Origin of the sequence: Acidovorax sp., assembly GCF_046291265.1 — a bacterium.
Lineage (GTDB): Bacteria > Pseudomonadota > Gammaproteobacteria > Burkholderiales > Burkholderiaceae_C > Acidovorax.
In genome coordinates, this window is sequence record NZ_JBKBTV010000053.1 from 15,970 (window position 1) to 35,407 (window position 19,438).

16 protein-coding genes, 4 tRNA genes and 1 pseudogene are annotated in these 19,438 nt (G+C 64.5%); 11 read left to right on the forward strand and 10 right to left on the reverse strand.

The window, feature by feature from the left end; translation table 11 throughout:
* Positions 1–8 precede the first annotated feature (8 nt).
* Positions 9–755: a GNAT family N-acetyltransferase gene (locus tag ACK41V_RS17740; RefSeq protein ID WP_409784211.1), complete on the forward strand. Its 747-nt coding sequence runs from the start codon at positions 9–11 to the stop codon at positions 753–755.
* Here the strand turns inward: ACK41V_RS17740 and ACK41V_RS17745 are convergent.
* Genes ACK41V_RS17745 through ACK41V_RS17755 form a run of 3 tightly spaced genes read right to left on the reverse strand, consistent with a single transcriptional unit; the run spans position 734 to position 5,686 of the window.
* Entirely contained in the window at positions 734–2,818 is a 2,085-nt protein-coding gene (locus tag ACK41V_RS17745) for a PP2C family protein-serine/threonine phosphatase (RefSeq protein ID WP_409784213.1), read from the reverse strand. The genes ACK41V_RS17740 and ACK41V_RS17745 overlap by 22 nt on opposite strands.
* Positions 2,819–2,828: 10 nt before the next feature.
* On the reverse strand, positions 2,829–4,865 hold the full coding sequence (locus tag ACK41V_RS17750; protein WP_409784215.1) for a hypothetical protein: 2,037 nt from the start codon (positions 4,863–4,865) through the stop codon (positions 2,829–2,831).
* Complete coding sequence (locus ACK41V_RS17755; RefSeq protein WP_409784217.1) at positions 4,862–5,686, reverse strand: hypothetical protein; 825 nt, start codon at positions 5,684–5,686, stop codon at positions 4,862–4,864. The genes ACK41V_RS17750 and ACK41V_RS17755 overlap by 4 nt, the downstream gene beginning before the upstream one ends.
* A gap of 86 nt (positions 5,687–5,772) precedes the next feature.
* Here ACK41V_RS17755 and ACK41V_RS17760 point away from each other — a divergent pair, with 86 nt between their 5' ends.
* On the forward strand, positions 5,773–6,222 hold the full coding sequence (locus tag ACK41V_RS17760) for an ATP-binding protein (protein ID WP_409784218.1): 450 nt from the start codon (positions 5,773–5,775) through the stop codon (positions 6,220–6,222).
* A 65-nt stretch (positions 6,223–6,287) separates the two neighbouring features.
* Here the strand turns inward: ACK41V_RS17760 and ACK41V_RS17765 are convergent, their stop codons facing one another.
* The 3 genes from ACK41V_RS17765 to ACK41V_RS17775 are packed head-to-tail and all read right to left on the reverse strand — an operon-like array spanning position 6,288 to position 8,420.
* Complete coding sequence (locus ACK41V_RS17765) at positions 6,288–6,857, reverse strand: TPM domain-containing protein (RefSeq protein WP_409784220.1); 570 nt, start codon at positions 6,855–6,857, stop codon at positions 6,288–6,290.
* A gap of 2 nt (positions 6,858–6,859) precedes the next feature.
* The gene (locus tag ACK41V_RS17770) at positions 6,860–7,771 is read right to left on the reverse strand and encodes a TPM domain-containing protein (RefSeq protein ID WP_409784222.1); all 912 of its coding nucleotides are present in this window, start codon (positions 7,769–7,771) and stop codon (positions 6,860–6,862) included.
* A gap of 37 nt (positions 7,772–7,808) precedes the next feature.
* The gene (locus ACK41V_RS17775; protein WP_409784223.1) at positions 7,809–8,420 is read right to left on the reverse strand and encodes a LemA family protein; all 612 of its coding nucleotides are present in this window, start codon (positions 8,418–8,420) and stop codon (positions 7,809–7,811) included.
* A 145-nt stretch (positions 8,421–8,565) separates the two neighbouring features.
* Here ACK41V_RS17775 and ACK41V_RS17780 point away from each other — a divergent pair, with 145 nt between their 5' ends.
* The 3 genes from ACK41V_RS17780 to ACK41V_RS17790 all read left to right on the forward strand — a co-directional run bounded on the left by ACK41V_RS17780 (position 8,566) and on the right by ACK41V_RS17790 (position 10,739).
* Complete coding sequence (locus tag ACK41V_RS17780) at positions 8,566–9,015, forward strand: YybH family protein (protein ID WP_409784224.1); 450 nt, start codon at positions 8,566–8,568, stop codon at positions 9,013–9,015.
* A gap of 115 nt (positions 9,016–9,130) precedes the next feature.
* Complete coding sequence (locus ACK41V_RS17785) at positions 9,131–10,123, forward strand: YheT family hydrolase (protein WP_409784226.1); 993 nt, start codon at positions 9,131–9,133, stop codon at positions 10,121–10,123.
* A 16-nt stretch (positions 10,124–10,139) separates the two neighbouring features.
* Positions 10,140–10,739, forward strand: coding sequence for a DUF2946 family protein (locus tag ACK41V_RS17790; protein ID WP_409784228.1), 600 nt, complete (start codon positions 10,140–10,142; stop codon positions 10,737–10,739).
* A gap of 168 nt (positions 10,740–10,907) precedes the next feature.
* On the opposite strand, the gene ACK41V_RS17795 is transcribed toward ACK41V_RS17790, so the two are convergent.
* From ACK41V_RS17795 to ACK41V_RS17810, 4 genes are all read right to left on the reverse strand, one after another.
* The gene (locus tag ACK41V_RS17795) at positions 10,908–11,783 is read right to left on the reverse strand and encodes a c-type cytochrome (RefSeq protein ID WP_409784229.1); all 876 of its coding nucleotides are present in this window, start codon (positions 11,781–11,783) and stop codon (positions 10,908–10,910) included.
* A 182-nt stretch (positions 11,784–11,965) separates the two neighbouring features.
* Positions 11,966–13,369, reverse strand: coding sequence for an efflux transporter outer membrane subunit (locus ACK41V_RS17800; RefSeq protein WP_409784230.1), 1,404 nt, complete (start codon positions 13,367–13,369; stop codon positions 11,966–11,968).
* Positions 13,362–16,517, reverse strand: a complete 3,156-nt coding sequence (locus tag ACK41V_RS17805; protein ID WP_409784232.1) for an efflux RND transporter permease subunit — start codon at positions 16,515–16,517, stop codon at positions 13,362–13,364. Before ACK41V_RS17805 ends, ACK41V_RS17800 begins: the two co-directional genes overlap by 8 nt.
* A 13-nt stretch (positions 16,518–16,530) precedes the next feature.
* The gene (locus ACK41V_RS17810) at positions 16,531–17,814 is read right to left on the reverse strand and encodes an efflux RND transporter periplasmic adaptor subunit (RefSeq protein WP_409784233.1); all 1,284 of its coding nucleotides are present in this window, start codon (positions 17,812–17,814) and stop codon (positions 16,531–16,533) included.
* 190 nt (positions 17,815–18,004) lie between these two features.
* On the opposite strand from ACK41V_RS17810, the gene ACK41V_RS17815 reads away from it, so the two are divergent.
* The 6 genes and pseudogenes from ACK41V_RS17815 to ACK41V_RS17840 form a co-directional block, all read left to right on the forward strand.
* Positions 18,005–18,655: a TetR family transcriptional regulator gene (locus tag ACK41V_RS17815; RefSeq protein ID WP_409784234.1), complete on the forward strand. Its 651-nt coding sequence runs from the start codon at positions 18,005–18,007 to the stop codon at positions 18,653–18,655.
* A 91-nt stretch (positions 18,656–18,746) separates the two neighbouring features.
* A tRNA-Arg gene (locus tag ACK41V_RS17820) sits at positions 18,747–18,822 on the forward strand.
* Positions 18,823–18,920: 98 nt separating this feature from the next.
* Positions 18,921–19,006, forward strand: a tRNA-Tyr gene (locus ACK41V_RS17825).
* 75 nt (positions 19,007–19,081) lie between these two features.
* A tRNA-Gly gene (locus tag ACK41V_RS17830) sits at positions 19,082–19,155 on the forward strand.
* 61 nt (positions 19,156–19,216) lie between these two features.
* Positions 19,217–19,291 (forward strand) — tRNA-Thr (locus ACK41V_RS17835).
* A 74-nt stretch (positions 19,292–19,365) separates the two neighbouring features.
* Positions 19,366–19,438, forward strand: a pseudogene (locus tag ACK41V_RS17840) (elongation factor Tu); the annotation flags it as partial.

Consider the following 19,438-nt stretch of genomic DNA (forward strand, 5'->3'; position numbering starts at 1 on the left):
TTGGTTTGTTGTCGTCGATACACCGTTCCCCCCTGTTTCTGCCGCACCACGTGGTGTTTGAGCAGCAGCCCGAGCTGCGCGTGCGCCCGTTGGTGGCTGGCGACTACGGTGCATGGTCCGCCCTGCGCGATGGGGTGATCGCTGAACTGCCGCACCCCGATTTCTACGTTCGGGAAGACGACGAACAGGCCTTTTTTGACGCCCATACTGACCCGTGCGGGGAAACCATTGGGGTGTTTGCACACGGTGACCTGGTGGCCTACGCCATGGTGGGTTTTCCCGGCTGCGATGGAGCGGCGCACAACCTGGGCGCGCTGATTGGTTTGCCCTCTGCACAACATGCCAAGGTCACACACCTGTCCAGCTGCATGGTCACGCCGACCTGGCGCGGGCGCGGTCTGCAGCGCGCGCTGCTGGCGGCCCGGTTGGCGTTGGCCCATGCATGCGGGCGGCCGTTGTGCCTGGCCATGGTGTCGCTGCACAACCACTCCAGCCGCCACAACCTGCTGCGGCAAGGGCTGCACATCGCGTGGACAGGCGCCATTGACGGGTTGCAGCGCCATGTCGCCATGATCGACCTTGACCACGGACTGCACTTCGACATGGCCGACGAAATTCTGTTGCCCAGCGACGACTTTGTGGCCCTGCGCCAAGCCGCTGCGGACGACTACGCCTGCATTGGCGAAGTGCGCGACGCCTCGGGCGTGCGGTTGCGGTACGTCAGGCACCTGCATCACGACCGCACCCCCTGGTAGGTAATGGCCACGACGGTGATGTCGTCAGCCTGCGCGGCACCCGCTTCAAAGGTGCGCACCGCTTGCACCACCCGCTGGGGAACGCCCCGGGCATGGCCCTTGTGCACCGGGTCTGCGCCCACGGCTTCCATCGCGTCCAGCAGGGCGGTTTCGCCAAACAGGGTGCCTTCGGCATTGTTGGCCTCGGTCACGCCGTCGGTGTAAAGCAGCAGCGTTTCGCCGGGCGACAGCACGATCTCGCCCTCCACGTATTCCTGCCCTTCCATCACCGCCAGTGCCATGTTGGAGCCGCGTTCGAGGTAGCTGGCTTTGCCCTCCCGCAGCCACACCGGCGGGTTGTGCCCCGCGTTGACGTAGGTGAGCCGACCACTGCGCAGATGCAGCACGCCGTAGAACACCGTCACGAACATCATTTGGTCGTTCTCGGCACACAGCTGGTCGTTCAGCGCGGCAATCGTCGGCCCGGGCACGCGCAGGAACAGTGCATTGCTCTTGAGCAGCGTGCGCGAAATCGCCATGAAAAACGCTGCCGGCACGCCCTTGCCGGACACATCCGCCACCACCACCGCCAGATGTTCGTCGTCGATGGGGAAATAGTCGTAAAAATCGCCGCCCACTTCCTTGGCGGGAATCATGGTGGCGGCGATATCTACCTCGCCCACATCCGGGGCGGCCCGCGGCAGGATCGACAGCTGCATCTGCCGCGCAATCTCCAGTTCTTGCTGCAGACTGGCCAGCATGGCTTGGGTTTGCACGGCCGCCTGGAGTTCGCGCAGCAGCTTCAGCAACCGACTTTGCTGGGTGCTGACCAGACCCGACATGCGGCCCAAAATACCGGCCAGTTCGGCCAGCTGGTTGGTGGAGCTTTGGGGCAGGGCTTCGGCCAGCGGCGCCACCGGTGCTTCGGTGCGTGTGCCCAATGCGGCCAGAATTTCGTCACGGGAGGTGGGGTCCAGGCTTTCTGCCAGGGACCGCAGCTGGTCGCGAATGAGGCGCTCTTGCTGGTGTCGCGTGCGGATGCGCTCTTGTCGCAGGGTTTCCAGGTTCAACAACTCCGACCGGATGGCCACCACCCCGCGGGCGATGGCGCCAGATTCGTCTTCTGCCTCCTCTTCGCCGTCGTCGAGCGAGGCGTCGGTGGCGCCGCTGGCCAGCGCTTTCAGCACCCCGACAGACCGGGTCAACGGCTCCATGGCGTGCTGCATATATGCCGCAAGGCCCATCACAATCAGCGCCGCAAACAGCAGCGCGCCGCCTGCGGCGGCGAGATTGAAGAAACGGTCTGACCGGTGCTGGGCGCTGACGTCCTGCATCCACACCAGAGCGCCCACCACGCGCTTGTCCGGGTTCACCACCGGCTGACTGATCAGTTGCAGCGCGCCGTCCGCGCTGTGGTCGCTGGCGCTGCTGCGGGCATCCACCGCCAGGATCAATGTTTGCGGCGAGCGCACGGGCACCACGGCGCCGGTGGCGGCCAGCGAGCCCGGTTGGGTGCCCAGGGTCTCCTTGCCGCGCATGTTGACAAGAAAAATCTCACCGCCCAGGTAGCTTGCAAGCTCCGGCAGGCGCCGCGACACGTCTTGCCCAATGGCCAGCGCGCCGCCTTCAAAACCGTGCACCACCACCCAGGCGTACTCCCGGGGCGCCACTTGGCTGAGTCCGCGCACCACCCCCGCTGCGCCTTCCATCGCGGTTTTTACCCAGCCGTACTCTGCAAGCGGCTGGGGGTCAAAGCCTGGTTCGGTGGTAGACACCAAGGCGCCGCCTGGCCCCAGGATGTCGATGCGAAGCCCGGGTGTCTGGCGCATGGCGTTGGCCAACAGGCTGTCAATGCGCTGCGCTGCGCCGGGCGCTTGCAGATTGCGAAAGGCCGTGTCCTCCAGCAAGCGGCGCGCCAGTGCGTCCTGGCGGTCCAGGTTTTCGTTCTGCAGCTTGTCCCACGCAATGCGCTGGCCTTGTAGCAAGGCTTCGTTGTAACGCTGGGCCCAGCGCTGCTCTCCCAGCCAGCCCATGGTGCCGAGCGCGGTCACCAGCAGGGCCATGGCCAGCAACAGGATGAGCATGATGCGACGCCTAAGCTGCATCGTGGTCCTTTCGTGCGGGCAAGGTCAGCGCCATTCGGCGCGTGCGCCAGGCGCTCCACACCAGTGCCAGCGTGGCCGCCAGCCCCATGCTTCCCGTTGCCACGCTACCCGCCGTGAGGGCCATCGACAAGGCCGCACCTACCGTGCCGCCCACCAGCCAGGCGGTGGGTGAAAGGTGAAGCAGACGCTGCGTCGCGGTGACCGCACGGCCCAGCAGGTACGCCGTCAGCAACCCCGCCGCAGCCAGCACGGGCGCGTGCCCAATGAATGTTGCCGGAACCATCAGCGCCACTCCGTTCAGTGTGGCCGCCACGGCGAGCAGGGTGCTGTCCCTGTTATCCCCGGCGCGCCGGCCCCGGTGGGGCGCCAGCAGCCCGGCAATCACGCCCAGGCCCAGCGCGCACGCCAGCACCGTGTTGCCCAACAGCTGCGCGCCAGCGGTAGAAACCACCAGCCCTTGTGCTGCCAGCAGCCCGGCAGCCAGCGTGACGCCTGCACCCGCGCTCCAATGCGGACGGGTGTTGCCGGGGTGTTCTGCGGCCGCAGCGGCCAGGGCGGCCGCATGGTCGCGAATGCGGTTGCGCCAGGGGCTGCGGGGCTCGTTCCATCGCAGCAACAGAAAGCCTGCACAAAGAACCGGGAGTGTGAGTGCCAGCACCCCATACAGCGGGCCGAGCGCAGTCGATGCCACTGCACCCAGCGCAGGCCCGAGCCAGATGGCGGCGCTCAGCCATGCACCCAGCGACGCGGCAGGCCAGCGTGGCATGGCGTGCGCATGACCCTGGCGGTGGGCGGCCTGCTCCACGGCAGTGCAGGCTACCAGCACCGCTCCGGCAATCGCCCCGCACCCCAGGGCCGTGCCGATCCAAAGGGTGCGCTCACTCAATGGGGCCACAACGCCCGTGGCCAGCGCCAGGGCCAACGCACCCAGGCCCGCACAGGCCGCGAACAGGACCGACAGCGCATGCCAGCGGCGTTGTTGCGTGAGCCACCCAGCCACTGCGGCCGATGCCAGCCACAGGCAGCACGTGGCTGCGGCCTGCAGTGCGGGGCTTTGCGCCCCGGTGGGCGCTGTCTGCGACAAGAGCATGCCGGGCAGCGCCGCGGCGCTCAGCGCCATCAGCAAGCTGGCCCAGAAAGTTTGAGACTCTGCTGCAACGACCCGGATCTGCATCAGCCCGTGTTCTGCAAAACGGTTTGATCCCTCTGCATCGGCCAGCAACCTGTCCAGGTATTCGCGGCGGTGGGCCTGGGGCTCGGTCTGCCGCAGGGAGGCGATAAGCCGGCGCACACGGACCAGCGTTTCATGCACCCCCCGTACGGCGTGGCTCAACTGCTGGGCGCGCAGATCAAACCCCCGCCGGTTGGGGACCACCACCGAACGGTCGTAGCGCCCGCCCGCGATGGCGCGTGTGGCCAGCCGCACCGCATGGTTGCGCAGCTGCGGGCCATGGGATTCAGAAAATCGTGCCGCCAAAAACGCGAGCGTTGCCAGCAGCAGCACCGTCGGGATCAACAAGGCCGCTGCACTGCGCGCAAAGGCGCCCGCACCGGTCTCTTGCAAGGTGAGGCGGACGGCGCCCAGCGTGATGCCCCGCACCACAATGGGCGCGTCGGCGGCTGTGCCTGCCGTGGTGTGGCCCGGCTGATCGCGCGCCACCGACTTGAGCACCTGCCCGCTGCTGTGCAGGAGTGCAATGGACTGGATGTCGGGGTGCGCGCCCAGCCGCTGATTGAACAACGCGTCCACACCCACCAGCGCCTCGAAAGGGATGCCAATGTCCACCGCGTGGGAGATGCGCTGGCTGAGTGATTCGGCCATCAACTGGGCGCGGGTGCGCTCGCTGTCCTGGCGCATGTCCCGCAGCTGGTCATGGGTGAGCCCGGCCAGAACCGCTGCCGCCAGCACCAGCAGCAACAAGGCGATGCCGCCAAGCCGCATGGCCGAACTGGACCGCCAGGTGCGGGCCGCACGTGCGGAGCGGTCCGCACGGGGTGCAAGGGATGTGTGGGGTTTGGGCGTCATTCCTGGCGCTCGCTTTCGTCCAGCCGCGCCAGGCAGTGGTCCATCCGCAGGCGCACGGCGGCCGTTTGGGCCAGCGCTTTGGCCAGCGTGCCAGACCGTTCCTCCGCGAGGCGCCGGGTTTGGGGGGCCAGCGCCCAGCGTGCTGCCACGCCGCCCAGCAGCACCACGGCTACCAGCAGGGCGCACGTGGCCAGGAGCAGGGGGTTGAGCAGTTTGTCCCGCAAGGGTTTTCCATCGGTCCATTGCAGCGCAGGTGCAGGGGCGGCATAGCTGGTGCTGATGTGTCCCACCACCTCGCCGAACGCGTTGTGCAGCGGCAGCCCGGTGACGGCCTCGGTTCCGATCCGTGCGGTCCAGGGCCGGTCGTTGCGGGTGCCTGCGTCTGCCGCCAGCGCAGCGCGCGGGTGCAGCGGTTCGCCAATGGCGCCGCGGTCGGTGCTGAACAGCGCGATGCCAGCGCGGTCCACTACGTCAATGGCGTACAGCTGTCGGTCGCCAGACAGGGCCCGTTCCAGTCGGGGTTGCACGGCCCGGTGGTCGGGCAGGTCCAGTCCCAGTGCCAGGTCGCCTTCGATGGATTCCTGCAGCGCCGACAGTGTGAGAGACAGCCGTGCACGCTGGATGTTCTGCTCTTCGTGGGTGCGAATGTTGAGCAGCAGAAAGGCAATCAACAGCACGCCCGCCAGCACGATCAGCAGCCACAGCCCCGCCACTTCCCACAGCGCGGCCACGCCGGGAGCGCGCGCTGCCATTGGCGCTGCGGGCTTCACGGTACGGGGCTGCGCCGCTGTCTCGCCCGATGAAATGGCGGTCCGGCTCATGCCACAATGCGCCGACGATTGCGCAGGCCTGCCCAGCTTGGGAGGTGCGCCTCAGTGTCCATGGCCCCTTCCAGCGCATGCTGCCTATGAACCATCCGGCCCCATTGCAATGCACCCTGTCCGGTACCGTTTCGGAACTCCCGGCTTTCTTTGAACGCCTGGAAGACTGGGCGCAGGGGCATGAGGTGCCGATGCCGCTGGCATCCTCTTTTGGGCTGATGCTGGATGAGCTGCTGACGAATGTGGCCACCCATGGTTATGGTGGCCAGGGCGGGCCAGTGTCGGTGCAAATCACCTTTGACGCCCCTGCCACCCTGAGCGCTGTGCTGCGTGACCAGGGGCCGCCCTTTGATCCCACCGCGCTGGTGGCTGCCGATGTCGAGGCAGCGCTCGAAGACAGGCATGTCGGTGGTTTGGGTGTGCATTTCGTCAAGAAGTTGGCGGAGCGTTTTGTCTACCGCCGGGACGGCGCAGTGAACGAAATCTCGGTGTCCCGCACCTGGGTGGCTCCCTCACCCCAGGTCAGCGGTCTGTAGCAAAGTGTACAAGCGTAACAGCGGCTGTGGTCAGTGTCCTGTGTCCCGTCTGCAGGCTGGCAGCGTCACTTGCGGCCAATCACCGGGTGGTCGGGTAGCTCGTTGTGGCGAGTCTCGTCGCCGTCCAGGCCCGTACTTGATGGGAAATGCTGCACCAGCAGGGTCGAGACTTCCGACAGCGCCTGGGTCAGCCCTTCTTCATGGCGCCCGGCGCGAAAGGCCTCGCCCATCTGCGCCACCAGGGTCTGCCAGGTGTCTGGCGCCACGTGGCGTGCAAGGCCCCGGTCGGCCACGATTTCGATGGCGTGGTCTGCCTCCAGCAGATAAATCAGTACGCCGTTGTTGGCTTCGGTGTCCCACACCCGCTGTTTGCCAAATAGGGTCACGGCCCGATCGCGTGCGCTGGCGCCGCGCCACAGGTAAGACAGGGGCAGCCCGCCTTCCACGCAGATGCGGATCTGGCCGGTATGGCGGCGCTCGCTGGCCGCCACGCGGCGGGTGAGGCGGTCGATCAGATCGGCCGGGAAGGTGCGCCGCAGCGCGTCTTCTGCCAAGCGATGGCGCACGAGCCGCGCCATGCGGTGCCACAAGCTGGGTGTTTGGTGGGCGGGGTGGCCGGTTGGGTGTGTCGCCATGTCTACCAGTCTCCCGAGGCGCCACCGCCACCAAAATCGCCGCCGCCGCCCGAGCTGAATCCGCCGCTGTCGCTGCTGCTACTGCTACTACTCCCGCCCCAGCTTCCCCCACTGCTGCTGCCACCCCCGCCGCCATGGATCACCGGCCCGCTGCGTCCGCTGAAGATCCAGGTGTACAGCAAGGCCAGCAGCCCGGCGCCTGCTGACACCATCAGGCTGGACGTGACCCAAAAAGCCACGGCGCCGACCCCGCCGCCCATCAGCAAGCCGCCCAGCGCATTGCCAAACAGGCTGCGCGCCAGCGGCCCGCCCACCATCACGCCGAAGAACACAAAAATGGCCAGGTCGGTCCAGTCAAAGCCGCTGTCACCCTGTCCGGTGTCGGTGGCTTGATCGTCTGGCGCGGGCAGGGCTTCGCCCGCAATGCGGGCGCTGAGCTGCGCGACCGCAGCGTTCAGCCCGCCCGCATAGTCGTTTTGCTGAAACCGCGGCTTCATCGCGCCATCGATGATGCGTGCGGCAGCAATGTCGGGGATGGCGCCCTCCAGCGCTTTGGCGACTTCGATGCGCATCTTGCGGTCGTTCTTGGCCACCACCAGCAGCACGCCGTCCCCCACGTCGCGGCGGCCGATCTTCCATTGGTTGCCGACGCGGTTGGCATAGGCCGCAATGTCTTCGGGCGCCGTGGTGGGCACCATCAGCAGCACCACTTGCGAGCCCTTGGATTGCTGCAGCGCCACCAGCTGCGCCTGTAACGTGCTGATGTCGGCGGCGGTCAGCGTGCCCGTCTGGTCAATGACATGGCCGGTGAGTGCGGGCACGGGCAGGGGCCCGTTGTCGGCATGTGCCCATGGCGCCGCGAATGCTATTAAAAATATAGCTATCAGCGCTTGATGGATAAGCGCTAGAGGCATATTTGGCCAATATTTCTATGGAAATGACCGCTAAGGATCACTTTTTGGGCTGCGAGGCCGAGAAGTCCACGGTGGGCGGCACGGCGATCTGCGCCTCGTTGGTCACGGTGAAGCTGGGCTTGGGGTCATAGCTGAACGCCATCGCCGTCAGGTTGGTGGGGAAGCTGCGCGCCAGCACGTTGTAGTCCTGCACGGTCTGGATGAAGCGGTTGCGGGCCACGGTGATGCGGTTCTCGGTGCCCTCCAGCGTCACGCGCAGGTCCCGAAAGCCCTGGTTGGCCTGCAGGGTGGGGTAGCGCTCGGACACCGCCATCAGCCGCGACAGCGCACCCGACAGTTCGCCCTGCGCCTGCTGGAACTTGTTGAAGGCCTCGGGGTTGTTCAGGGTTTCGGGCGTGACCGTGATGGAGGTGGCTTTGGCGCGTGCCTCGATCACGCGGGTCAGCGTCTCTTGCTCGAAATTGGCTTCGCCCTTGACGGTGGCCACGATGTTGGGCACCAGGTCAGCCCGGCGCTGGTACTGGTTGAGCACCTCGCTCCACGCAGCTTTGGATTGTTCGTCCAGCCGCTGGAAGTCGTTGTAGCCACAGCCGCTCAGCGTGAATGCGGCGACCACAAGGGCGAGGAGGGCAAGAAAGCGGTGTGTCATGGTGGGGCGTCGCCAGGGGAGATGGGATGGGCCGAATGTGCCAGAAACCGAAAGGTCTGCGGATTTTGCAGCAAGTGCCGTGTGGCGATGCCCGCACAATAGCGGGCTCCGCACCGTTTTTCGAATCTCACCACCTCCCTTCAGCATGCCCCGCGCCCAATCAAGAGCCGCCACGCTTGGCGGATCCCCCGACGAGACCGAGTCCGCCTTTTACGAAGCCTTGCAGCGTGGCGACATCGAACTGCTGATGTCGTGCTGGGCGGAAGAAGATGACATCGTGTGCGTGCACCCCGGGGGCCCCCGTTTGCTGGGCGCGGGTGCCATCCGCGCCGCGTTTGAGGGCATGTTTGCCAACGGCACCGTGCGTGCGCGACCCGTGCACGTGCACCGGGTGGTGGCGCTGACCAGCGCTGTGCACAGCGTGGCCGAGCAGGTCGAAGTCATGCTGCCCGACGGCCTGCACCAGGCGGTGGTGCTGGCCACCAATGTCTATCACAAGACCCCGGAAGGCTGGCGCATGGTGGCCCACCACGCCAGCGCTGGCACGGCGCCTGATGCCCAGGTCATGGATTCGCAGCGGCCCGTGCTGCATTGATGGCGATGGAGCCGATTTCTGGCGCTCACAGTGGTGCGCTTCGCGGCGACCGTTGGTCGCCCCAATTTTTAAGTCTTTTTGCCCTCTAGTGCTTTATCCATAAGCGCTAATAGCTATGAAATATGTAGCGCCTCGCTGGTTGCCCGGTGGCCAGCTCCAAACCATCTGGCCGGCCCTGTATTCACGCCGGGGGTTTGGCGCACGGCCCGCGTACCGGCGCGAGCGCTGGGACACACCGGACGGCGATTTTGTGGATGTGGATTTTCTGCAGGACGGCATTCCGGCTGGGGAAACCCGGCCCCTGCTGGTGGTGTTCCATGGCCTGGAAGGGTCGTCGCGCAGCCACTACAGCGAGGCCTTTGCCGACCTTGCGCGCGAGCGCGGCTGGGCCTGTGCGCTGCCCCACTTCCGGGGGTGCAGCGGCGAAATCAACCGTGCGCCGCGGGCCTACCACTCGGGCGACCACGCCGAGATCGGCTGGATGCTGCAGCGGTTTCGGGCAGCGCACGCTGGGCCGCTGATGGCGGTGGGGGTGTCGCTGGGTGGCAACGCGCTGCTGCGCTGGGCCGCCGAAGTGGGCACTGACGCCGCGCGCAGCGCAGACGCGGTGGCCGCTGTGTGCTCGCCGGTCGATCTGGCCGCAGGCGGCCACGCCATTGGCCGCGGATTCAACCGCCAGATCTACACCCGCATGTTCATGCGCAGCCTGGTCCCCAAGGCTTTGCAAAAACTCGCCCAGCACCCCGGGCTGTTTGACAAAGAGGCCCTGCTTGCCGCACGCGACCTGTACGCGTTTGACAACGTGTTCACCGCGCCGCTGCACGGCTACAAAAATACCGAGGACTATTGGCTGCGCGCGTCCGCCAAACCGCTGCTGCGCCACATCCGCATCCCGGCCCTGGTGGTCAATGCGCGCAACGACCCCTTTGTGCCCGCCAGCAGCCTGCCGGGCGTGCACGAGGTGGGCCCGTGTGTCACGCTCTGGCAGCCCGCGCATGGCGGCCATGTCGGTTTTGCCAAGGGACGGCTCCCCGGCCATGTGCGCGCCATGCCGGACATCGTGGGCGACTGGCTGTCGACCCAGGCTGACACGCACCCGGAGGCGTGAGGGCCACAATCGCGCCATGGATGACATCGTTAAACAGGCCCTGGCCAAGTGGCCCAACGTACCTGACTGCTATGGCTGGCTCGGCTTGGATGCGCGGGGCCGCTGGTATCTGCGTGACGACGCCACGCAGGCGCAAGGGCCCTTTCCGCAAACCAAAGGCTCGTTGCTGGAGCATGAAAAGCTCATTGAGTTCATAGCGCGCAATTACGAGCCGGATGCGCAAGGGCAGTGGTTCTTTCAGAATGGACCGCAGCGCGTGTATGTAGAGCTGGAAGCCACCCCCTTCATCTGGCGCATCCAGCCTGACTTTGCGGTTCTGTCGCACACCGGGCGCCGCACTGCGGTGCAGGACTGCCTGATGGACGCTGAAGGCCGTGTGTATCTGACGTCGGAGCTGGGCGTGGGCCTGGTGCACACGCTGGACGTGCTGGCGGCGTCCGAGGCGGTGGAGGCTGGCCGCTGGACCCCGCAGGAGGTGCGAGCCGAGGATTTGCCCACGCAGTACGGTTACACCATGAGCCCCCAGGCGCGCTGGGAGGCGAATGGCCGGCCCAAGGCGCCACCGCCTTCACCTTCGTCACCGCCACCGCCACCGGTGCCGGTGCCGGTGCCGTAGCTGGTTTTCTACGTTGCTGAGAGGAATGCGACAGAGGTGTTGTTCGCTTGCCTCCCCATCGCATTACGCCCCGCACATTAAAAAAGCCGGTCACTGGGCGCTGACGCTCCGGTACCGGCTTTTGGGGGAGTCTCACGCTTGGCTGCGCGCGGCTCCGGGGTCGATCACTTATTTGACGGTGGCCGTCATGTAGTCCACCGCAGCACGCAGATCTGCATCTGAGGCCTGTGCCGCACCACCGCGGGGAGGCATGGCGCCTTTGCCCTTGACGACGCTGGCATACAGCGCATCCATGCCTGCCGTCAGGCGGGGCGACCAGGCCGTCTTGTCACCCAGCTTGGGGGCGCCAGCCACACCAGCGGCATGGCACACCTGGCAAGCCTGTTTGTACAGGGCTTCGCCATTGGCCGATGCCGTAGTGACTGGTGCGGGGGCTGTTGCCGGTGCTGCTGCGGCAGCGTCAGCCGCTGGCGCAGCAGCGGCCACGGGTTCTGCGGCGGGGGTGGAGGCTGCTGGAGCTGCATCGGCAGCCGCTGCACCTGCTGCTGCGGGAGCGGCAGGTTCGGCAAACTTGGCACCGGCTGCGTTGGCCATGTAAGCCACGGCGCGAGCGATCTCGGTGTCATTGAAGTCGCCGCCACCTTGGGGCGCCATGGCTCCCTTGCCCTTCAGGGCCGATGCCACCAATGCTTCAAAACCCGTCTTGATGCGTGCCGACCAGGCGTCAGCGTCTGCAAACTTGGGAGCCCCGGCCGCTCCAGCCGTGTGGCAAGCGGCGCACTGGCCTTTGTAAACGGCTTCGCCGGTGGCTAGCGGGCGGTTGGCGTCGCGGATTTCCACCATGCCGACCTTCTGGATGCGCTCTGCCAGGGCCTTCTCAGGGTTGGCGTTGCCGGGAGCGGGCTTGTCGGCCGACGTGACATACAGGACCAAGCCAATGATGGCGAAGATCGGAATCACAAACGACGCAAGTACCGCGACCAGTAGTTGTTTGGGGTTCTTGATCGGTCCGGTATGGGCTTCTTCGTGGTGGTTGTCGCTCATGACGTCCTCAGGTGTATCGGGGGCTTTGATGAAATCAACCCTAAATTATATCTGCCGAGCCTGGGTCGCTTGGTGAAGACTGGCCGCGCTGTGCCTCCGTGGTCGGGTGCAAGGCGATAGGAACTGCCTGGCAGACACCCGCGGCCGCGTGGATTGACGCGCCCGGGGTGCTCGGCTTGGCGTCAGGAAGGTTTGCCCGCTGGGCCCTCGGGAGCGCCGCCCCCCAGGGCTTTGTACAGCGACACCTGGTTTTGCAATTGCGCCAGCCGTACCTGTACCACCGCTTGTTGGGTGGCAAACAGCGAGCGCTGAGCGTCCAGCAGATCGAGGTAGCTGGACACGCCGTTGCGATAGCGCAGATCTGCCAACTGCAAACGCGCCGCCTCGGCGTCCACCTGCAACTGCTGCGCCTGTGCCTGTTCGCCCAGCGTCGCTTGGCCTGCAAGCGCATCGGAAACCTCGCGGAACGCGGTCTGGATGGCTTTTTCGTACTGGGCAATGGCAATGCCCCGGCCTGCCTGCGCGCTGTCGAGGTTGGCCTGGTTGCGGCCCGCGTCAAAAATCGGCAGCAGCAGCGACGGGGCAATGGAAAAGCCCCAGGACCCGCTCTTGAACAGGCCGGACAGTTCACCACTGGCCGTGCCCGCCTGCGTGGTGAGCGAGATGCGGGGGAAGAACGCGGCGCGCGCGGCGCCGATGTTGGCGTTGGCGCCCACCAGTTGCTGCTCCGCCTGCCGGATGTCGGGGCGGCGAGTCAGCAGTTCAGAAGGCAACCCTGCTGGCAGCGGCGACATGGCCGGTGCATCGGCCAGCTTGCTGCCTACCAAACTGGCGCGGACATCGTCTGGCAATGCTTGCCCCAGCAGCAAGGCCAAGGCGTTTTCATCGAGCGCTCGCTGCCGCTGCTGCTGGGCCAGGGTGGCCCGTGCGGCTTGTGTCAGCGACTGCGCCTGGCGGAAGTCGAGTGCGGAGGCCACGCCTGCCTCCAGACGCAACTGGGTCAGTTGCACCGATTCTTCCCGCGAGGCGAGCGTTCGGCGCGACAGGTCGAGCAGTTCTTCGTCTGCCAGCAGGTTCAGCCAGCCATTGGCCACCGCCGCCACCAGACTCACTTGCGCGGCGTTGCGGCCTTCTTCGGTGGCGAGGTATTGGGCGAGGGCTTGTTCTTTGAGGCTTGCAATGCGGCCGAAGAAGTCGATCTCCCACGCGGACACCGCGAGCCCGACGCTGAACGAGTTGGTCAGGTCGCCCGTGCCCGTGGCCGGAGCCCGGCTGGCATTGGCCGCGAGGCCCACGCCCGGGTACAGATCTGCGCGGCGCACCTGGAAGGTAGCGCGTGCCTGCTCGATGTTGAGCACCGCCACGCGCAAGTCGCGGTTGTTGGCCAGGGCAGCCTCGATCAGTTGCCGCAGCCGGGGCTCGGCAAAGTAGTCTTGCCAAGGCACGGTGGGCGCAGAGGCTTGTGTAGCGTTGGCTGCGTACGTGGCAGGGACGGGTGCTACAGGGCGCTCGTACGTCGGGATGAACGAGCAGCCTGCCAGCAGTGCCGCGGCCGCGAGGGCGAGGGGAGTGCTTCGTTTAATCATGGGTTCCAACTCCTGCTTCTTCTGCATGGCGGCGATTCATTTCCTGCTGGCGTGCGCTGCCCTTGAACAGGCTGCGCACCACCACAAAGAACACGGGCACAAAGAACACTGCCAAAGCGGTGCCGGTGATCATTCCGCCCAGCACGCCCGTTCCAATGGCGCGCTGGCTGGCCGAGCCAGCGCCCGAAGCAATGGCCAGCGGCACCACGCCCAGGCCAAACGCCATGGACGTCATGACGATCGGACGGAAGCGCAGATGCGCAGCGGTCAGCGCCGACTCGATCACGCCCTTGCCCTGCGCTTGAAGGTCTTTCGCAAACTCAATGATCAAAATGGCGTTCTTTGCGGACAAACCAATGATGGTGATCAGCCCCACCTGGAAGTACACATCGTTCGCGTAACCGCGGAGCAAGGTGGCCAGCAGCACACCCAACACGCCCAGCGGCACGACCAGAATCACCGCCAGCGGGATCGACCAGCTTTCATACAGCGCGGCCAAGCACAGGAACACCGCCAGGATGGCGAAGCTGTACAAGATGAGCGATTGCGAGCCAGCAAGTTTTTCTTCTCGTGACTGACCGGTCCACTCGTAGCCAAAGCCTGCGGGCAGCTGGGCTGCGAGTTTCTCCATCTCGGCCATCGCTGCGCCGGTGCTCATGCCTGGCGCGGGCGAGCCCGATATCCGCATGGCTGGGTAGCCGTTGTAACGCACGGTCTGCTGTGCGCCGTTGACCCATTGGGTCGTCGCAAACGCCGACAGCGGCACCGGTTTGCCCAGGCTGTTGTTGGCGTTGATCTTGAGCAGATCGTCCGGCTGCATGCGCGCGGGCGCATCGGCTTGCACCACAACACGCTGCAGGCGACCTTGGTTCGGGAAGTCGTTCACATAGGACGATCCCAGGGCGGAGGACAACGAGGAATTGATCGAGTCGAACGAGACACCCAGGGCGTTGGCTTTGTCGCGGTCAATGTCGATCCGCAGCTGGGGCGCGTCTTCCAGGCCGTCGGGGCGCACTTGAGACAGCACTTTGCTTTGCGAGGCCATGCCCAGCAACTGGTTGCGGGCGTTGACGAGCGCCTGGTGTCCGGCGCCGCTGCGGTCTTGCAGGCGGAAGGTAAACCCGCTGGCATTACCCAGTTCGGGGATGGGTGGCGGGCTCAACGGAAAGATGAAGGCATCGCGAATGCCCGAAAGACCACCGAAGGCGCGGTTGGCCAGGTCTTGGGCAGATTGGCCGGGGCCGTGGCGATCCTTCCAGTCCTTGAGGGTCACGAACGCCAGTGCGGCATTCTGTCCCTGGCCGGAGAAGCTGAAGCCCAACACACCCACCATGCTCTGCACTTCAGGTTGCTTCAGGATGAACTCTTCGACCTGCTCCATCACGGCCAGCGTGCGTTCTTGCGTCGCGCCGGGCGGCAATTGCACGTTGACGATGATGTTGCCCTGGTCTTCACCGGGCAGGAATGACGTGGGCAGACGCATGTACACGACCACCACAGCACCGATGATGGCGGCATAGATGATGAGGTAGCGCGCGGCACGTTTGAGCATGCGTGACACCATGCCTTCGTAGCCTTTGGCGGTGCGCGAAAAGCCCCGGTTGAACCAACCAAAGAATCCACGCTTTTCGTGGTGGTGGCCCGCTTCTACCGGTTTGAGCAAGGTGGCGCAGAGTGCAGGAGTCAGCGACAAGGCCATGAAAGCCGAGAAGCCAATGGACGCCACCATCACCGCGGAGAACTGGCGGTAGATGTTGCCGGTAGACCCAGCGAAAAATGCCAACGGCACAAACACGGATATCAGGACCACCGTCACACCGATGATGGCGCCCGAGATCTGGCGCATGGCTTTGCGGGTTGCCTCCAGCGGCGGCAGGCCCTCTTCGCTCATGATGCGCTCGACGTTCTCCACGACCACGATGGCATCGTCCACCACGATACCAATCACCAGCACCATGCCGAACATGGTCAACACGTTGATCGAGAAGCCCAGCGCCAGCAAGGTGGCGAAGGTTCCGAGCAGCGCGATGGGCACGACGATGGTCGGAATGATGGTGTAGCGCCAGTTTTGCAAGAACAGGAACATCACCAGAAACACCAGGCCCACAGCCTCCAGGAGCGTAATCGCCACCTGGGTGATAGAGATGTCGACAAAGCGTGAGCTGTCGTACGGAATGCTCCACTCCGTGCCTTCGGGGAAGTAGCGGGACAGCTCATCCATCTTCGTGCGCACGGCCTTGGCGGCTTCGAGGGCATTGCCGCTGGGCGATAGCTGGACGCCAATACCCACAGCGGGTTTGCCGTTCAAGCGTGCCGATGTCGAGTAGGCCTGGCCGCCCAGCTCGATGCGGGCCACGTCCTTCAGGCGCACCGTGGAACCATTGGTGTTGGCGCGCAGCACCACGTTGCCAAACTGCTCGACGCTGGACAACTGACCGTTGACCACCACGGTGGCGGCAATGCCCTGACCGGCCACGTTCGGCAGGTCGCCAATCGTGCCGCTGGCCACTTGCGCGTTCTGCGCACGGATGGCCGCGGTGATTTCTGCCGCAGACAGGTTGAAGCTGACCATCTTGGCGGGGTCGATCCAGATGCGCATGGCGCGTTCGGTTCCGAACAACTGGGCCTGGCCGATGCCACTGACCCGTTGCAATTCGGGCACGATGTTGCGCGAGGCGTAGTCTCCCAGCGCCACGGTGTCCATCTTCGGGTTGGTCGACGAAAGCATCGCAAACAGCAAGAAGTTGGAGCGCGACTTGTCAACACGCACACCCTGCTGTGTCACGGCAGACGGCAGCCTGGGCGACGCGCGCGAGAGGCGGTTTTGCACATCAACTTGCGCCAGGTCCGCATTGGTGCCCGGCTGGAAGCTCAGCGTGATGCTGCCGGAGCCGTCTGCCTGCGCGACCGACTCCATATAGAGCAGGCCGGGAGATCCGTTCATTTCCCGCTCAATGACGGAGAGCACACTGTCTTCGAGCGTCTGCGCTGAAGCGCCGGGATAGGCGGCGTTGATGACGATGGCGGGGGGCGCCACGGGCGGGTACTGTGCGATCGGCAACTGTGTGATTGCCACGCCGCCCATCACCATGATGAAGAGCGCTATCACCCACGCAAAGATGGGGCGATCAATAAAAAACTTGGCCATGCTGGAGCGCCCCTTATGGCTTGGAAGCCGCTGCGGCGGGGGCCGATGCGGGTGCAACTGCGGCAGTTGATGGCGCAGCAGCAGCAGCAGTGCCTGGCGCCTGCCACGGCACTGGCTTCACCGGTGTACCGGGGGGCAGCATTTGCAGCTTTTGAAAGCCGTCCACCATGACTTTTTCCCCCGCTTTCAGCCCGTCGAGCACCACCCAGCGGTTGTTCTGCGCGGCGCTGATCTTGATGGGGCGCTGGGAGACTTTCCCATCGTCGCCCACAACGCTGACGGTGTCACCCTGCTGTGTCCGGGTGACTGCTTGCTGGGGCAGGCTGATAGCGTTGCTGGCTTGCGCTTGTTCAATGCGTACACGCAGATACAGGCCCGGCAGGAGTTCTCCCTTGGGATTGGGGACCTCGGCGCGGAGCATGACTTGGCCTGTGGTGGAGTCAACGGACAGGTCGGTGAACAACAGCTTGCCGGGCATCGCGTATTCAGTCCCGTCGCCCATCACAAGTTTGACGCTGGCGGCTTCGCCGCTGCCCGCGCGTTTGAATTGCCCGCTTTCCATGGCGCGTCGCAGCTGAAACACGTCGCTGGCCGATTGGGTGAAATTGACGTACACCGGGTCGATCTGCTGCACCACGGCGAGGGCCGTCGCTTCACCTTGTCCCACCAGCGCGCCTTCGGTCACCAGCGCCCGACCGATGCGGCCGGAGATGGGCGATGTGACGCTGGCATAGCCAAGGTTGATGTCTGCGGTGCGCACGGAGGCTTTGGCGGCCGCGACATCTGCCTGGGCCTGCTTTTCAGCCGCTTCGGCGTTCACGAAGTCTTGCTTGCTGATGGCATTGGCGCTCACCAGCGGCCGGTAACGCTCTACCTGCGCACTCGCCTGCGAAAGATTAGCTTGTGTTTTGGCGAGGCTTGCTCGCGCGCTCTCGGCGGCCGCGGAGTAGGGTGCAGGATCAATACGGAAAAGTGGCTGTCCCGCTTTGACGTCGCTGCCTTCCTTGAACATCCGTTGTTGCAGGATGCCCGCTGCACGAGCCCGAACTTCCGCTACGCGGGATGCTTCTACCCGGCCGGGGAGTTCTGTGATGAGGCCCACGTCGCCTGGGGTTGCCGTGACCACCCCGACCTCGACGGGAGGCATCTTCGGTGCGCCCGCAGCGGCCTGCCCGTCGGGCTTGCCACACGCGGCCAGCAGCAAAGCTGCGGCGCCAAGTGCCGCCAGGGTAAGCACGCTCTGGGCGGATGAAGCGCGGAACGGTGGAGCGACGGATGCGTCACGCAGTTTTGGCATGAGAGTCCTTTTGATGGGCGTCAAGGAAATGGGTTGTAGGGGATTGGGATGCCGGGCACAAGCAACCCGAGGTCAGAGTCTGACCAAATAGGTGCGCAATTATACATACAAACATGAATGTATAATTGTTGGCTGAAGCCTTGGCGTGTCGCGCCAAGGAGTCCAGTTTGAACAAGAACAAGGAGACACCATGGCGCGCAAAACCAAAGAAGACGCAATTGCAACGCGTAACAGCCTCATTGATGCTGCGGAAAAGGTGTTTCTGGAGAAGGGGGTGTCGCGGGCATCCTTGAGCGATATCGCGCAAGCGGCGGGCGCCACTCGCGGCGCAATTTACTGGCACTTCAAGGACAAGGTAGACCTTTTCAACGCCATGATGGAGCGGAGGACGCTACCGTTAGAGCAGGGTTACAGCGAAATTGAGTGCAGTACTTGCCCGGATCCTGTGCAGCGTTTGCGGGCTGTGATGTCGCTGGTCCTGCAAACCGTGGCGTCAGACGAGGGGACACGTCGCGTATTCGAGATTGCCATCTACAAGGTGGAATATGTGACGGAGCTGGCGGGGGTGCGCGAGCGACACCTGGCCGCCTCCGAGGCGTTTACCTGCCAATTGGCGCGCGACTTCCAGATCGCTGCGCAAATGCAGGGCGTGGCATTGCCGATGACGGCGATGGAGGCGGCGATTGGTCTGCATGCGTTGTTCAATGGCTTGATGCAGAACTGGATACTGAATGACGGCGCCTTTGACTTGGTTCGCGTTGGACGCGTCAGCACCGATGCTTACTTGTCGGGCCTGGGGCTTTCGGTTCCGTCGGGGTTGGCTTCTGGGGCGCAGTGTTGACGGAGTGAACTTGCGAGCTGCTGGCGTCGAACGCTCTGGTTGGGTTGGGCATCTTGCGTGCGATAATCAAAGGCTGTGTTGATGCACGAGTGCGGCTGTAGCTCAGTGGATAGAGTATTGGCCTCCGAAGCCAAGGGTCGTGGGTTCGATCCCCGCCAGCCGCACCAGCTTGCATCGCCCAGGGATTTTTTGCATGTTGTTCTGTTCGTTCGAGTGGGTGTCTGTCTCGGCGGTCAAAAAATAGTGCTATAATTCGAAATTCTCCGGAGGGGTGCCCGAGTGGCTAAAGGGGGCAGACTGTAAATCTGTTGGCTTACGCCTACACTGGTTCGAATCCAGTCCCCTCCACCAGTGAGTGAGTTGTGTTGAAGTGAGGTCTGACTTCGTTTTATCGTGAGGTTGGATTCGCAAAGGTTTTTGGCCGATGCGGGAGTAGTTCAATGGTAGAACCCTAGCCTTCCAAGCTAATGACGCGGGTTCGATTCCCGTCTCCCGCTCCATTGCTTGTTTCGCTGGTTTGTTGAGTTTGAGATTTTGGTGTTGCTAAGGTGGCGCCAAGTTGCCCATGTGGCTCAGTGGTAGAGCACTCCCTTGGTAAGGGAGAGGTCGCGGGTCCGATTCCCGCCATGGGCACCAATTTTGGGTGCGTCCGATTCTGGCTGCGCCGAAATCCTGTTGAATTGATATAGATTTTTTTCGGAGTCGGAAAAATGGCAAAAGGTAAATTCGAACGGACCAAGCCCCACGTCAACGTGGGCACGATCGGCCACGTGGACCATGGCA